We start from the raw sequence: 13,459 nt of genomic DNA, 5'->3' as shown, positions 1-13,459 counted from the left end.
AATCATAGCTTCATGGTTTTTTCTTTGAGTTATTAAATCGGAATCTTCTGTGAGGGCTTCAGCGCTGACTGAAAACAGAAGAACTATTAGAATTAAGTAACAAGATTTTAAAAACACTCTTATCTCCTTGAGATAAGAATATTCCAGCGAGCTCTCAAACAACAGGCAATGAGATTCTCACTATCTGCAGGACCGCACGTTTACAATGTAAATGATTTTGCTATTTGTATTTGATCTTCATCGCTTGTTTCACAAGCTTCGTGAAGTACGCTTTATCAATATCTTTCTTATCATAGATCGGAATCGCGCGGACGTGCTTACCCTCTCCCTGAAGACGCTCTTTTGGGTCTTTCACCATGGCCCCCGCAAAGAGTCCGAACTGGACGTAACCCGGGTAACCGGCATAGATATAAATGATAGGAAGTCCGTTCAAGGCCCAACAGCCATTTCCCCACTTCACGATCTCTTCCAGCTTCGGCGAGATCTGGGGCACTAGACGACGTAGTGGCTTGATAAGCGCTTGCTTCTCATCGGTTTGATCCTCCAACCACGCATCAAAGCTTTCATAGGACTTCATCTTTTTTATCTTCGAAACTTTTTTCTTAGCCATAAACAGATACTAATCGCTATGCCACATACGATCTAGGCTAGATTTCGTAGGATTCCAGTAAAACACCGATGCCGCAGATCCACACAGGACATACCAAAAACCATCCTGCTGGAGTTTGATTTCTCGAGGATCGCCCTCTGCGCACTCCATATACCCGCGCTCGCAAGCACTTTGAATAACTTCGCCCGCTTTGGCTATTGAGATAGACATACGACCTGGAACTTCGATCTGATCTAATTCGATGGGCTTATTCCCTTTAGAAGAAAGCCACACTACTAGCACTTGATGAGTCGAATCCTTTTGCGCGATACGCACTCTATCTGGCAAACCGTCCCCGTCAAAATCACTGCTGACCGTAACTGCAGGAGGCAACACACCCGTTGAATCAATACATTCGGTATCAGCCGCATAAGTGATTTCTGGATATTTTTTAGAATCTATAAACTTTCCAGAATTCGATTTCGACGTAGGTGACATTGAGGGTGATGGAGCAAACCATAACCCGAACGCAATCAAGACCACCGCAAAGAAAAAACCCATCATACTTCTCATAGGGTTCTCTACAGCTTCTTTGCTTGTTCAGCTACTTTTTCGCGAAGCTCTTCTTTGTATTCCACAAGCTTCGTTGAAAGATCGTCATCGCTGGTTGCTAAGATTTGAATTGCTAACAAGGCCGCATTCCCCGCGCCACCAATAGCAACGGTGGCGACCGGAATGCCCTCTGGCATTTGCACGATCGAGTACAATGCATCTTTACCGCCCAAGGAACCATGAGGAACAGGAACACCAATGACAGGTAAAGTTGTTAAAGATGCCATCATACCTGGCAAGTGGGCTGCGCCCCCTGCCCCTGCGATGATGACTTTGTAATTTCCAAAAGCATTTTGACCTTCTTCAAAAAGAAGATCCGGCGACCTGTGCGCTGAAACAATTTTTGTTGTAAAGCCAACACCAAAACTTTTTAAGATTTCTTCTGCACGTTTCATTGTTGCGTGATCGGAAATGCTTCCCATGACAATCAAAACGTCATTTTTGTTACTTTTGGATTTTGCTTTACTCATGGTGCTCTCAAACTTTCTTGCCATGCTCTTTCCACTTGAATCAACTCATCAAGAAGCTCTGGCAGGTCGTGCTCACTCGTCCCTTGAACAATCATATGCCCGAGTTTTCGTCCTGGCGAAGTGGTTTCTTTGTCATACCAATAAATCTGCGGATGATTTGGACGTTGAACGGGCCCTTTAGCGTCCGCTGGACCCAAAAAGTTCACCATCGCAAAGGCCGGAGCACACTCAAAATCGGCGGGATCCCACGCCTTTTGCCAATAGGCTTTTAGATGCATTTCAAACTGACTGGACTTCGCAGCAGCTTGAGTAAAATGACCCGAGTTATGAACCCGTGGCGCCATTTCATTGACGAGCAAATCTCCAGTAGCCGTGATAAAAAATTCGACGGCATAGGTTCCCAGCATCCCAAGTTTTTCGCCGATCGTTCGAGCCATACCCATCGCGCGTTTTTCATTTCTGGCTTGATTCAGAGCTTTAAATGCCAGAAAACAAACTCCGTTTTTCTGGACGGTTTCGATTAACGGATAGTGACCATAGTCTCCGTCGACAGTTCGACAAGAGACCAATGCCACTTCTTTCGTGAAAGGCACAAATCGTTCTACATACACTCGGGATTGTGATTCAAAAGCAGCTTGGCAAAACTGCCTAGCCTCTGCGAAGTTCAAAACACTGTCTGGATGAACGGCATAGTTTCCTTTGCCATCGTAACCCATGCGGGCTTTTTTAATAACAAAGCCATCCCATTCGTGATGAAGCTCAGACAGCTTTTCCGGAGTTTCCAAAAAGCCTGGTGTAATTTCAATATACTCTGATGTCGGAAGTCCCAAACTTAGGAAAAATTTCTTTTGCTCTAATTTGTCTTGAGCAATACGCAAGCCCTTTTGGGACGGAGTCGGCAGATCACTTGTTTTGCCAGCTCGAGAGTCCCGCCACGCTGTTTCGATGGACTCAACATGCAAGAATTCATTTTCAATCGCAAAGCTATCAACACCGTTGAAAAATTCTGTCAGTTTTTCGACCTCTATGATTTTACCAGGAGTGATCGTAGCACCCGCTATACCCGCAGGGCATGAAAGCATATCGTGATAAACTGGCGACGGGTCTAAATCCCCGCGCAGTTTGCAACTTGCTTCCCACAACATTCGTCCTAACTGACCACCGCCCAAAATTCCTATTTTCATGAGTATACTAAACGAGCTTCCTTCGTTCCCTCAGTAACAAGCACTTCGCATTTTGATTTTTTACGAAGCGCTTGACCAATCTTCCAAGCTTTATAGTTATTTTTCTTTAAGTGAGCCAAAATCTTCGAAGCCTTCTTAGGGTCACAAGCAATAACAAGCCCAATCCCCATATTAAAGGTCTGCACTTTCTCTTCGAAAGTTAAAGAAGAGTCTTTCAGGCTTTCTAACCAATGATAGGCCTTTGGACGCTCTTTCAACTCTGGCAGATTGATTTCATAGCTTACTTTGTCAGACATACGCGGCACATTTAAGAAACCTGAGCCCGTGATATGTGCCAAACCTTTGACAGCACCTTGAGCAATCAGCTTTTCAACCGCTTTTGTATATATCATCGTTGGCTTTAAAAGCTCTTTCACCAAAGTTTTTTTGCTGAGGCCCTTTGTTGGTTTCCAAGAGGCAAAAAGTTTACGAACTAAGCTATATCCATTGCTATGAAAACCTGAAGAGGAAACACCAATAAGCACATCGCCAGGTTTAATGCCTTTTACTGGCAATACGTTTTTCTTCTCAACGACGCCGACTGCGAAACCTGCAAGGTCATACTCGCCTGCTTCATAGAATCCTGGCATCTCGGCGGTTTCTCCACCGATTAATGCACATCCCCCTTGGCGACAACCCTGCACAATTCCTGAAAGGACTTCTTTAGCTGTTTTTGGTTTCAGTTTTCCGGTTGCAAAGTAATCTAGGAAGAATAACGGCTTCGCGCCAACACACAGAAGATCATTCACAGACATTGCGACAAGGTCGATCCCCACCGTGTCGTGAGAATCCCATTCGAACGCAAGCTTTAGCTTCGTTCCTACCCCGTCGGTGCTGGCCGCTAAATACTGTTTCGGGTTTAAAGCATAAAGGGAAGCATAACCACCCACCGCCGATTTTACTTTCGGATTCAAAGTGGATTTCACCATCACTGAAATGCTATCCACGAACTGGTCCGCCAAATCGCGATTCACACCTGCTTTTTCGTAAGCCCCTTTTTCCATAGCTGCTGCTCCTAGTGTCTAAAGTGACGATAACCCGTAAATGCCATCGAGATTTTATGTTCATTACATGCGGAAATCACAGTCGTATCTTTAATGCTTCCGCCTGGTTGAACAATATAACGAATGCCCGCTTCAGCCGCGACATCCACGGAATCTCTGAACGGAAAGAATGCATCACTAATCAAAATGCAATTGCTTAAATCCTGAGATTCCAAAACCGCACGCGCACGAGGAATTGCAAGTTTCCCCATCGCTTCAACTCGGTTGGGCTGACCTTGGCCAGCTCCCACCATTTGGTAATCCCCGTCGCCGTCTTCTCTGACCAGGCATACGGAATTACTTTTCAGTAATTTGTTACAGAAAATCCCAAAGTGTGCCAAACGGTCTCTATTTGTTGGCCAAGCAGTTTCAGTGACGGATTTTAATGGCTCTTCCAATTGCATGTCCAAGGTTTGGGTTAGAACTCCCCCCGCAACTGTCATCTGCATCGAAGTCGCCTCTGTGTCCCAGTGTTTTACGGTCACTGCTTTCAAATTCTTTCTCTGTAAAAGAATGTCCTTCAAGTTGCCACCTGAAAGCTTCGGAGCTGCAATGAGTTCCACGAAACGATTTTGGAAGTAGTTTAGAATTTCAAAATCAATTTCATCAGTGAAAATCAAAACTCCGCCGAATGCGGATACCGGATCACCGGCCCAAGCCTTTTCCAAAGCTTGCATTTGTGCCTTTGGAGTGGTTTTTGAAACCGAAGCAACACCGCAAGGATTATTGTGCTTTACAACCACAACACTGGTTCTGTCTGGAAAAGCAGCTTTCAAATCTCGGGCTAAAAAGTACGCCGATGAAAGATCCACAATATTATTGTAGGAAAGCTCGGTCCCCGTCAGTGGGTTTGTCCAATCTAGCGGAGAATTCGCGTGAACCTTCAAACTTGCTTTTTGATGTGGATTTTCACCGTAACGAAGGCTTTTCTTTTCAGCACCAAAGACAGACTGAATACTTTGATCGTATTCTGCGACCATGTCCCAAGCTTGGGAAGCCACTTTATCCGCTGTGGATTTATCAACTGTACCGGTTTCGTTGAGTTGGTTAATCACTTCTGAGTACTGAGATGGGTCGGTCAAAACCACAACATCCGGAGAATTCTTCGCAGCCGCTCTAACCAACGCGGGTCCACCAATATCGATGAGTTCGACCAATTCCGCTCGGGATAGGTTTTTATCTAAGTTTTTATGAAATGGGTAAAAGTTAACAACCGCTGCATCAATCAATTTGATATTTAACTTTTCCCAATCCAGTTTGTCTTTTGGATCTTCTCTGCGTGCTAAAAGGCCAGAGAAAATCTTAAACGACAAAGTTTTCATCCGACCTTGGAAAGCTTCTGGAGTTTCCGCAAGCTCTTCAGCAAGCTTACAAGGGATCTTCGCTTCCTGCAGGGTTTTATAAGTCCCGCCTGATGCATAAAGCTCGGTGCCGGTTTTATGCATGGCTTGGGCTAGCTCAACCAATCCGGTTTTATCAGAGACGCTTAACAAAGCACGACGGATTTTTACAGACATGAAGCCTCCTTAAAGGCATTTCTAAAGAACATCATTCCCACTTCTTCTTCGCCAGCAGTTTCGGGACTTGCCGTCCACTCTGGATTCTGAGTTTTACGAACAGCTGCTTCCGGATGCGGCATTAAACCAAAAATACGGCCATTGGCGTTTGTCAGACCTGCAATGCGCTCAGTACTGCCATTCACATCCTCATCATATTGAAGCGTGACCTTAAAATCCGCGTTATTACAGACATCGACGGAAGGATCAAACAGCAGACGCCCCTCACCATGACGAATGGGCAAATACATATCATTCATGTTTTTCAAGAACACATTTTCAGATTTCGTCTTTTTAAGACCGGCCCATCTATTGAGGAACTTATTCTGAATATTATGAGTAATAGAAACTTTTTTACCAAAAGCCCCCATGGCGATCAAAGCTTGAAAGCCGTTGCAGACCCCTAAAACGATTCCGCCCTGGTTCGAGTACTCTTCTAGATTCCAATTCAAACCCTTTGTTAGTTTTAAGGCTAGAACCCGGCCTGAGCCCAAGTGATCGCCAAAAGAAAATCCCCCCGGCATAAAAAGCGCCTTATAGGTCTTTTGCAAATCACTTTGAGAGAATTTCTTTAGGATCAAATCATTCACATGAACAATATCAGTTTCAAATCCCGCTTTACGAGCGGCAAATGCCATTTCTTGTTCACAATTGATACCGTCACCGGCTAGCACCAGAGCTTTAATCATAAACTTTCTCCACTCCACGCTTGATACAATTCATCGATAGAAACTTTTTGAGAATTCCAAGTCCATTTCGGCTCTGCAGTCAAAACTCCGACAGAAGTGAACTCAACATCCCGTAGTTTCCAAGCGGCTTCTACTTCGGCTGCTTTTTCAGCAGGAACGCTCACCACAAATTGATGGAAGCCCTCACCGAACGAAGTTAAGGCATTTTGCAGGTTTAGTTGCTTATCAAACTCAAGTCCCAAGTTGTTTGTGAAGCACGATTCAGCCAAAGCCGTCAAAAGTCCGCCATCACTGAGGTCATGAGCGGATCTTAGATATTTGCTGGAATCTTCAGAGCCCAACCATTCAAAGACCGGCAGTGCCTTTTTCCAATTTGGTGTGGCAGCCGCGAACTCACTATTACCGTGAAGCATTTGCCATTCAGACTGTGCAAGGCCAAGTTGCGATGGACCTAGTTTATAAACGCGGTCACCAGCTTTTTTGAAATCAGCCGAGCGGGCCTTTTTATAGTCTTTCATTCTGCCCATCGCCGTGACTAACAAGGTTGGCAAAACAGAAATCTTCACCGGTTTGCCGTTTTGAGTGCCCTTATAGTCATTTTTCATACTGTCTTTACCGGAAATGAGTGGAGCCTTCAAAGCTAGGCACGCCTCACGAAGTCCGTAACAAGTTCTAACAAGAGCCGCCATTTTTTCAGGGTCATCTACTGGATCAGGCCAACAGAAGTTATCAATTAGCGAAAGAACCGTCTCATCACCTAGCGAGAACTCAGCCCCTACACATAAAAGGTTTCTGACAGCTTCATCAACCGCCGCTTGGGCCATCAGGTATGGATCCACGACAGAAAGTCTTGGATTTAAACCACACCCAACAACAACGCCTATGGTGTGATCATGATTCACGGTCAAGACTGCCGCATCGTTCGGGGTTGAGCGTTTTGTTTTAGAGCTTTGCAATGACTTGATCACTGAACGACCTTGAACTTCGTGGTCGTACTGACGAATCATATTTTCTTTGCTGCGAATATTTGGTCTTTGCAGAACTTGCTTTAACGTCTCGAAAGGTTTTTCAGTTTTCGGAGGCTCTGCATTTTTCACGGGCTTTTCAGTCCAATGAGCTTTCAGGTGTAGACTTGGACAGCCTTTATGCAAAAACTGAAGGCTTAAGTCCGCAACTTTGTCTTCTTGATAGAAAATTTCAAAACGGCCCGAGTTCGTAAATTCACCAAGGACGCTAACTTCAACGCCGCGATCATGTGCTAAAGATAAAAACTCGTTATGATTTTCAGGTGGTACTGCCACCGTCATGCGCTCTTGGGATTCGCTAATAACAAGTTCAAAAGGTTTTAATCCCGGCATCTTGGTTTTTGCCAAAGACACATCCATTTTCGCGCCACCGGCAAGTTCCGCCATTTCCCCCACAGAGGATGAAAGTCCACCAGCTCCGTTATCAGTAAGCGTGCGATACATTCCGCGATCACGGGCTTCGATTAAGAAATCCGTCATTCGACGTTGCGTAATAGGATCCCCTAGCTGAACAACGCTGGATGGAATGGATTCTGTCATTTCTAAAGACGAAAACGTTGCGCCGTGAATTCCGTCACGACCGATACGACCCCCGACCATGCAGATCAGGTCGCCTTTTTGAATTTCTTTTTCTTCGCACAGTTTTTCGGCGATCTTTCTTGGCATCACGCCACCTGATCCACAGAAGATCAATGGTTTACCAATAAAGGACTCATCGAAATACAAAGCCCCGTTCACGGTTGGAATACCACTTTGGTTACCACCCGCTTCAACGCCGCTACGAACGCCTTCCAGCAATTGGGCCGGAGGAATAATTCCCGTCGGAAGACTAGTTTTCATATCCAACGGTCCTACGCAAAACACATCCGTATTAAAGATCGGCTTTGCGCCAAAACCGCAACCAAGGATGTCACGATTTACTCCCACGATCCCAGTGATCGCACCACCAAATGGGTCCAATGCCGATGGAGAATTGTGAGTTTCAACTTTAATACAAACAGCGTCTTCTTCGCTAAAAGCGACGATCCCTGCATTGTCTTTGAATACTGACAAAAGCCACGGCTTTGGAATCTCTTTCGTCGTTCCTGCGATCGTGGTTTTGAAAAGTCCCGAAATGTGGGATGGAATATTTGATTTTACAGAAGTGCTTTCTGAGTATGAAACTTCCGCAGCAAAAATCTTATGCTTGCAGTGCTCAGACCAGGTTTGAGCCAGGATTTCGATTTCTACGTCTGTGGGATTTCTTTTTTCAGATCTAAAGTGGCTTTGAATGGCTTTCATTTCATTCAAAGTCAGTGACAATAGATTCTTACGGCTAAATTCCACCAATTGATCATCATTCATTCCATCCAAGGGAATAAGTTGAGCTTTTGGTGGCAAGGTTTTTGGCAGCGCAAACTTTTTAGCAATCTCTGAAGCTTCAAAACGCGGATACTTTGCAAATTCAGCTTGAGAATAAACTCGGTGACTATGAATCAAAGAATTTGCAATCAGACTTGTGGTAATTTTTTCGATCTCTTCTTGTTGCAGATCTGTACCTTCAAAGACATAAGCCTGACCGGATCTGACATGAGACTTCGTAAGTTCACGACGACAGCAAATTTCTAAAGCTTCGTGACCAGTTTTACCGAGGTTATCTGTCATCCCCGGGTGATATTCACGTTCTACCACCCAGTGATTTTGTGGCCAATCTTGCTGCTGAAGAACTTCATCCCACCAAATATCTTTTTTAGCCTGCTCGAACTCTTCGAAACTTCCTTCAAACTCGGTCCAGAATAAATCAACTACGCGGACCTTTTGAATTTTTTTAGCTAAAGTGGGATTCCACTTTTGAATCTTTTCAAAAAGTGCCAGTCCCTTTGGGTCCTGCAAGTGGTTCTTCAAAATCATCTCAACGCGGCTGAACATGAAGTTTTCCTTTGTGATTTAAAATTTCAAATTTCTCGCTCAGAATCCAGTTTAAAGTTTCTGGGTATAATTGGTGCTCAATAGCAAGTCCTCTACGCTCGACTTCGTCAAGACTTTGACAATCAGCGATCGAGAAACTCTTCTGAGCACAGATAGGTCCTGTATCAACTCCACCATCTACAAAGTGAACAGTGACCCCCGTCTGGGGCACCTTCGCCTCATAAGCTTGGCGGTAACTGTCCAAACCTGGAAAGTCCGGCAATAACGAAGGATGTATATTCACAATACGATGAAAGCCACGCGTATCCGCGAAGCCTTGCAAGAAGTCTTCTTTGAGGATGCGCATATAACCTGCCAGCACCAAGTACTGGATATTCAGATCCATCAGGACGGATTTTAGTTTTGCTTGGTCTTTTTCAACCAATGTGGGAATACCCAAAGCTTTGGCTTTATCTAATACCAATGCATCAGCGCGATCTGATCCTACCAAAGCAATTTCAGCCTGCAGAGTTCTATTTCCAACAGCGCGAGCAATGGCCTCGAAGTTGGAGCCCCGTCCAGAAGCAAGAATGGCAATTCTTGGAGGAGAACTTACACCCATTCCGCGCCCACGCCTTCTCGGTATTGCATACCTTCAAAAGAAATTTCTTTGAGATTTTTGAATGCATTCAAACGAGCTTCGGCGACAGAAGCGCCAAGCCCCAATGCGCCTAACACTCTTCCGCCAGCAGTTAACCACTGAGCATCCGGTCCCTTTTTTACTCCCGCAAAAAAACCACGATGCTGTGACAGCCACATATCGAGACCTTGGATATTTTTGCCAAGGAACGGTTGTCCTGGATAGCCCGGGGCTGCGGCAACGACATAAACTGCTACAAGCGGTTTCATCGGCACCATTGGTGGTCTTGTTGCTAATTTTCCTGCTTGGCTAGCTTCACACCAGTTAAGCAGGTCATCTTGCATCAACGGCAAAAGCGCCTGAGCCTCTGGGTCACCAAATCTAGAGTTAAACTCCAAAACCCAAACTTGGTCCTTATTCACCATCAGTCCCGCATACAGAATCCCCTTGTAAGGAGTTCCGCGCTTTTTCATTTCACGTAATGTTGGTTCGAAAACTTGGGTACGTACTTTTTCAGCTAGCGATGCATCGACACCCGGTACAGGGCAAACAGCTCCCATACCACCCGTATTTGGGCTTAGTGGGTCTTCCGTCAGGGTTTTATAATCACGTGCAGGTGCTAGAAGTGCACAGTTGTCACCATCACAGAACGCCAACCACGAAATCTCTTTGCCATGAAGTCGTTCTTCAATCACAAAAGAGTCCGAGTATTGATTTAATCGAGTCAAGGCTTCTAAAGCTTGGGGCAAAGTCTCACAGATCTCGACCCCTTTACCAAGTGCCAGTCCGTCAGCTTTGATCACCCATTGCTTTTTAGTCCAATCCAAAGATTGCAAGACGGTCTTTGCCTCTGCCGGAGAATAGACTTCATGGCCTTCTGCAGTCGGAACGCCCGCTTCTTGCATGATTTTTTTAGAGAAGATTTTGCTGCTCTCGAGGCGTGCGGCCTCTTTGCTTGGACCAAAGCTTGGAATACCTAAAGACTCAAAAATATCGACAGCACCATCAGCAAGTGCGTTGTCAGGTCCCACGACAACAAAGTCGATACGCTGATCTTTAGCTTTTTGTGCAAGCGTCTTTAACGCTTCTTCACCGCGAATCGAATCCTGCCAAGGTTGAATTTCTTTTCCTACAAATTGCTTTTGCAACTGAACGATAGCTGCCGCGTTCTCTGGAACCATCACAAGGCTCTGAACTCGTGTTGACTGCAAAAGCTTCCAAGCTAGTGCGTGTTCTCGGCCTCCAGAACCAATCACAAGGATTTTCATGACTGGGCTCCTTGTTGGTATTTCGTAAGCCCTTGCACGACTTGGTTCAAGCTTGCGCCAGCCTCGCCTTTTTCACCAATAAGTTCACTGACAAGCGCTGAATACATTTGGCTTACCAGTTTTTTTAGTTCTGTTGGCAATGGCGGTGGTGGTTTTACCAAAGACTTCCAATTGGCAAATCCTTTGGACTCGCCTTCTGCTTTGGCCTTTTCAAGCTGGTCATACCAAGGAGTCTCGCGATAGAAATCACGCAAAACTTCTTTTGAAAGTTGGACGTTGTTTTTCTCAAGGCGCATTTCATCGGGTCCAATGGCATCGACCAAGATGATCTCGTCGTCAAACGACAAACCCCACTCGAGTTTTCCATCCATCAAACGAATGTCTTTTTCTGCAAACCAGTTTTTTAAAAGCTCTGCGACTTGCGCAGTCTTCATGATTACTTGTTCAAATTGCCCCGCAGTCAACCCGCTGATTTTAAGAGCTTCATCGTTCGTTAGTGGACGATCTTTATCCTCAAGCTTCGTGAACATCTCGATATAAGGTTTCACGAATTTATGTCCAACTTGATAATTTGCTTCGGGATGCCTTTTGATAAAAGAACTTCCAGCACAAACCTCGAAGCGGAAAACGACTTCGAGCGGAATCAAGAAAGGTTTCACCATGTTTTTAGGATAAGTGTAGTAGTTGCGGCCGCCCTCGGTGATACGTTCAGGGCGATAAACGCCGATTTGCTCAACCAAAACACTGCGGTCCCCATCAAAACCCTTAAAGTGAGTTTTGACTCCCTGGTCTTCGAGGCGTTCAAACAAAACCGCCATGAGCTTCGCAAGTCCCGCACCTTTGTGGGGAATGGTATCGGGCATCTTGCCCCAATCAAAAACTGAATAATCATCCGTGAACTCAAAAACAAGATTTGCAGGCTCAGGGCTTGAGTAAATTCTTTTTACAGAGCCCTCATACATTAATGTATTCTTGCTAAATCTACTTGAATGCACTCCGGTCCTCATTTCTAGTTTTTGCTAACTCTTTAACACCTTCAGTGGCCGTTGGATATTTGCCAGTTAAGCACGCCATACATGGAGTCACTTTGCGATCCACAAACAGAGCCTCTTGCAAGGACTCGATCTCTTGATAGATGACACCATCAGCGCCGAGCTCTTCTTCGACTTTCTCTAGCGACTTGTTGTTCGCTAAAAGCTCATTTTCCATCGGAAAATCGATGCCATAATAACAAGGATGTTTGATCGGAGGACAGGTCGAAGCAAAATAGACTTCTTTCGCCCCGGCCATTCTTACAAGCTCAATAAGTTTTCGCGACGTCGTCCCGCGCACAATCGAGTCATCCACAAGAAGGACTCTTTTGCCTTTGATCTCGGAGTAAACCGGCGCCAGCTTCAAGTGCACTGCTTGTTCACGTTTGTCCTGGCTATCGAGGATAAACGTTCGAGTGATGTAGCGATTTTTAATCAACACTTCACGGTAAGGTACTTTAAGTTCTTCTGCCAAAGCAATGGCTGCGATACGCGCCGTCTCAGGAACAGGGACGACAACATCGAACCCTATTTGATCCTTATTCATGCGCTCGATGACTTTCGCCGCCATTTTTTTACCAAGCTCGATACGGGCTTTGTAAACGGGGCTGCCTTCGATCTCTGATGTCGGAGACGCAAAGTAAACCCACTCGAACATACAAGGACGGTGTTCTTGTTGACGAATGATTTTTCTCTCTATGTTGCCATCGAGAGAGACCGCCACCATTTCACCAGGACGGACTTCTTCGAATTGGTCGTAACCCAAGAATGACAACGCGGTACTTTCGGAAGCAAAGGCATAGGACATCTTTCCAGAGTCTTCTTGTCTTGAGCCCATCACCAGCGGCCGTAGTCCATAAGGATCTTTAAAGGCCACCAAGCCATATCCAGCGACCATTGTGACTATGCTATAGCTGCCAATCGCTTTTTCGATAACGAAAGAGACCGCCGCGCAAAGATCTTCGAAGTTAGGAGTTCTTCTTTGTACATTCTTCGCCAAGCCTTCGGCGAAAAGATTAATGATATTTTCCGTGTCTGAGTCCGCCAGAGGTTGGCGCTGGTATTTCACTCTTAGTTCTTGAGTGAGGCTTCGGAAGTTTACAAGGTTCCCGTTGTGAACCATACCGATGCCGTAGGGAAAATTTAGAAGGAATGGCTGTACGTTTCTGAGTTCACTCTTTCCGGCGGTGCCGTAGCGAACGTGGCCGATGGCCATTTCGCCTGTGAGTGGGCGCATATTTTCTGCGGTAAAGACGTTCTCTACCAAACCGAGATTTCGGACGTAATGAAATCCCGAATCGTCATAACTCAAAATCCCTGCAGCATCTTGTCCCCGATGCTGAAGCAAACTCAGTCCTCGCAGAGCCCTTGAAGAGGCCTGGTTGGTACCGATAAGTCCGATGACCCCGCACATCTTTTCCCCCAT

The 13,459-nt window shown here is 45.5% G+C and carries 12 protein-coding genes; all 12 read right to left on the bottom strand.

The features are described 5' to 3' along the window. Positions 1 to 220: 220 nt before the first annotated feature. Genes ACLWBB_RS07330 through purF form a run of 12 tightly spaced genes read right to left on the bottom strand, consistent with a single transcriptional unit; the run spans position 221 to position 13,447 of the window. Positions 221 to 610, bottom strand: coding sequence for a DUF1801 domain-containing protein (locus ACLWBB_RS07330; protein ID WP_413290966.1), 390 nt, complete (start codon positions 608 to 610; stop codon positions 221 to 223). A gap of 9 nt (positions 611 to 619) precedes the next feature. Continuing rightward, the gene (locus ACLWBB_RS07325) at positions 620 to 1,162 is read right to left on the bottom strand and encodes a hypothetical protein (protein WP_413290965.1); all 543 of its coding nucleotides are present in this window, start codon (positions 1,160 to 1,162) and stop codon (positions 620 to 622) included. 8 nt (positions 1,163 to 1,170) lie between these two features. Beyond that, positions 1,171 to 1,671 carry a 5-(carboxyamino)imidazole ribonucleotide mutase gene (gene purE, locus ACLWBB_RS07320; protein ID WP_413290964.1) on the bottom strand — a complete coding sequence of 167 codons (501 nt, stop codon included), beginning with the start codon at positions 1,669 to 1,671 and terminating at the stop codon, positions 1,171 to 1,173. Beyond that, positions 1,668 to 2,855, bottom strand: a complete 1,188-nt coding sequence (locus ACLWBB_RS07315) for an ATP-grasp domain-containing protein (protein ID WP_413290963.1) — start codon at positions 2,853 to 2,855, stop codon at positions 1,668 to 1,670. Before ACLWBB_RS07315 ends, purE begins: the two co-directional genes overlap by 4 nt. Next, positions 2,852 to 3,898 carry a phosphoribosylformylglycinamidine cyclo-ligase gene (purM, locus tag ACLWBB_RS07310; protein ID WP_413290962.1) on the bottom strand — a complete coding sequence of 349 codons (1,047 nt, stop codon included), beginning with the start codon at positions 3,896 to 3,898 and terminating at the stop codon, positions 2,852 to 2,854. The genes ACLWBB_RS07315 and purM overlap by 4 nt, the downstream gene beginning before the upstream one ends. A gap of 11 nt (positions 3,899 to 3,909) precedes the next feature. Further along, positions 3,910 to 5,454 carry a bifunctional phosphoribosylaminoimidazolecarboxamide formyltransferase/IMP cyclohydrolase gene (gene purH, locus ACLWBB_RS07305; RefSeq protein ID WP_413290961.1) on the bottom strand — a complete coding sequence of 515 codons (1,545 nt, stop codon included), beginning with the start codon at positions 5,452 to 5,454 and terminating at the stop codon, positions 3,910 to 3,912. Continuing rightward, positions 5,445 to 6,182, bottom strand: coding sequence for a phosphoribosylformylglycinamidine synthase subunit PurQ (locus tag ACLWBB_RS07300; RefSeq protein WP_413290960.1), 738 nt, complete (start codon positions 6,180 to 6,182; stop codon positions 5,445 to 5,447). Before ACLWBB_RS07300 ends, purH begins: the two co-directional genes overlap by 10 nt. Beyond that, positions 6,179 to 9,115, bottom strand: coding sequence for an AIR synthase-related protein (locus ACLWBB_RS07295; RefSeq protein ID WP_413290959.1), 2,937 nt, complete (start codon positions 9,113 to 9,115; stop codon positions 6,179 to 6,181). Before ACLWBB_RS07295 ends, ACLWBB_RS07300 begins: the two co-directional genes overlap by 4 nt. Beyond that, a complete protein-coding gene (gene purN / locus ACLWBB_RS07290; protein WP_413290958.1) occupies positions 9,099 to 9,716 on the bottom strand; it encodes a phosphoribosylglycinamide formyltransferase in 618 nt (205 codons plus the stop codon). Before purN ends, ACLWBB_RS07295 begins: the two co-directional genes overlap by 17 nt. Continuing rightward, positions 9,707 to 11,002 carry a phosphoribosylamine--glycine ligase gene (gene purD, locus ACLWBB_RS07285; RefSeq protein WP_413290957.1) on the bottom strand — a complete coding sequence of 432 codons (1,296 nt, stop codon included), beginning with the start codon at positions 11,000 to 11,002 and terminating at the stop codon, positions 9,707 to 9,709. The genes purN and purD overlap by 10 nt, the downstream gene beginning before the upstream one ends. Then, on the bottom strand, positions 10,999 to 11,997 hold the full coding sequence (locus tag ACLWBB_RS07280) for a phosphoribosylaminoimidazolesuccinocarboxamide synthase (protein ID WP_413290956.1): 999 nt from the start codon (positions 11,995 to 11,997) through the stop codon (positions 10,999 to 11,001). Before ACLWBB_RS07280 ends, purD begins: the two co-directional genes overlap by 4 nt. Beyond that, positions 11,984 to 13,447: an amidophosphoribosyltransferase gene (purF, locus tag ACLWBB_RS07275; RefSeq protein WP_413290955.1), complete on the bottom strand. Its 1,464-nt coding sequence runs from the start codon at positions 13,445 to 13,447 to the stop codon at positions 11,984 to 11,986. Before purF ends, ACLWBB_RS07280 begins: the two co-directional genes overlap by 14 nt. Between the last annotated feature and the right edge of the window lie 12 nt (positions 13,448 to 13,459).

It is taken from the genome of Bdellovibrio sp. HCB337, assembly GCF_047302465.1.
Lineage (GTDB): Bacteria > Bdellovibrionota > Bdellovibrionia > Bdellovibrionales > Bdellovibrionaceae > JACMRP01.
This window is presented reverse-complemented; position numbering and strand designations above follow the sequence as displayed.

Excerpts from the sequence above, each read along its gene's own strand:
- ACLWBB_RS07330 (WP_413290966.1), bottom strand. The coding sequence starts at position 610 with ATGGCTAAGAAAAAAGTTTCGAAGATAAAAAAGATGAAGTCCTATGAA.
- ACLWBB_RS07325 (WP_413290965.1), bottom strand. The coding sequence starts at position 1,162 with ATGAGAAGTATGATGGGTTTTTTCTTTGCGGTGGTCTTGATTGCGTTC.
- purE (WP_413290964.1), bottom strand. The coding sequence starts at position 1,671 with ATGAGTAAAGCAAAATCCAAAAGTAACAAAAATGACGTTTTGATTGTC.
- ACLWBB_RS07315 (WP_413290963.1), bottom strand. The coding sequence starts at position 2,855 with ATGAAAATAGGAATTTTGGGCGGTGGTCAGTTAGGACGAATGTTGTGG.
- purM (WP_413290962.1), bottom strand. The coding sequence starts at position 3,898 with ATGGAAAAAGGGGCTTACGAAAAAGCAGGTGTGAATCGCGATTTGGCG.
- purH (WP_413290961.1), bottom strand. The coding sequence starts at position 5,454 with ATGTCTGTAAAAATCCGTCGTGCTTTGTTAAGCGTCTCTGATAAAACC.
- ACLWBB_RS07300 (WP_413290960.1), bottom strand. The coding sequence starts at position 6,182 with ATGATTAAAGCTCTGGTGCTAGCCGGTGACGGTATCAATTGTGAACAA.
- ACLWBB_RS07295 (WP_413290959.1), bottom strand. The coding sequence starts at position 9,115 with ATGTTCAGCCGCGTTGAGATGATTTTGAAGAACCACTTGCAGGACCCA.
- purN (WP_413290958.1), bottom strand. The coding sequence starts at position 9,716 with ATGGGTGTAAGTTCTCCTCCAAGAATTGCCATTCTTGCTTCTGGACGG.
- purD (WP_413290957.1), bottom strand. The coding sequence starts at position 11,002 with ATGAAAATCCTTGTGATTGGTTCTGGAGGCCGAGAACACGCACTAGCT.
- purF (WP_413290955.1), bottom strand. The coding sequence starts at position 13,447 with ATGTGCGGGGTCATCGGACTTATCGGTACCAACCAGGCCTCTTCAAGG.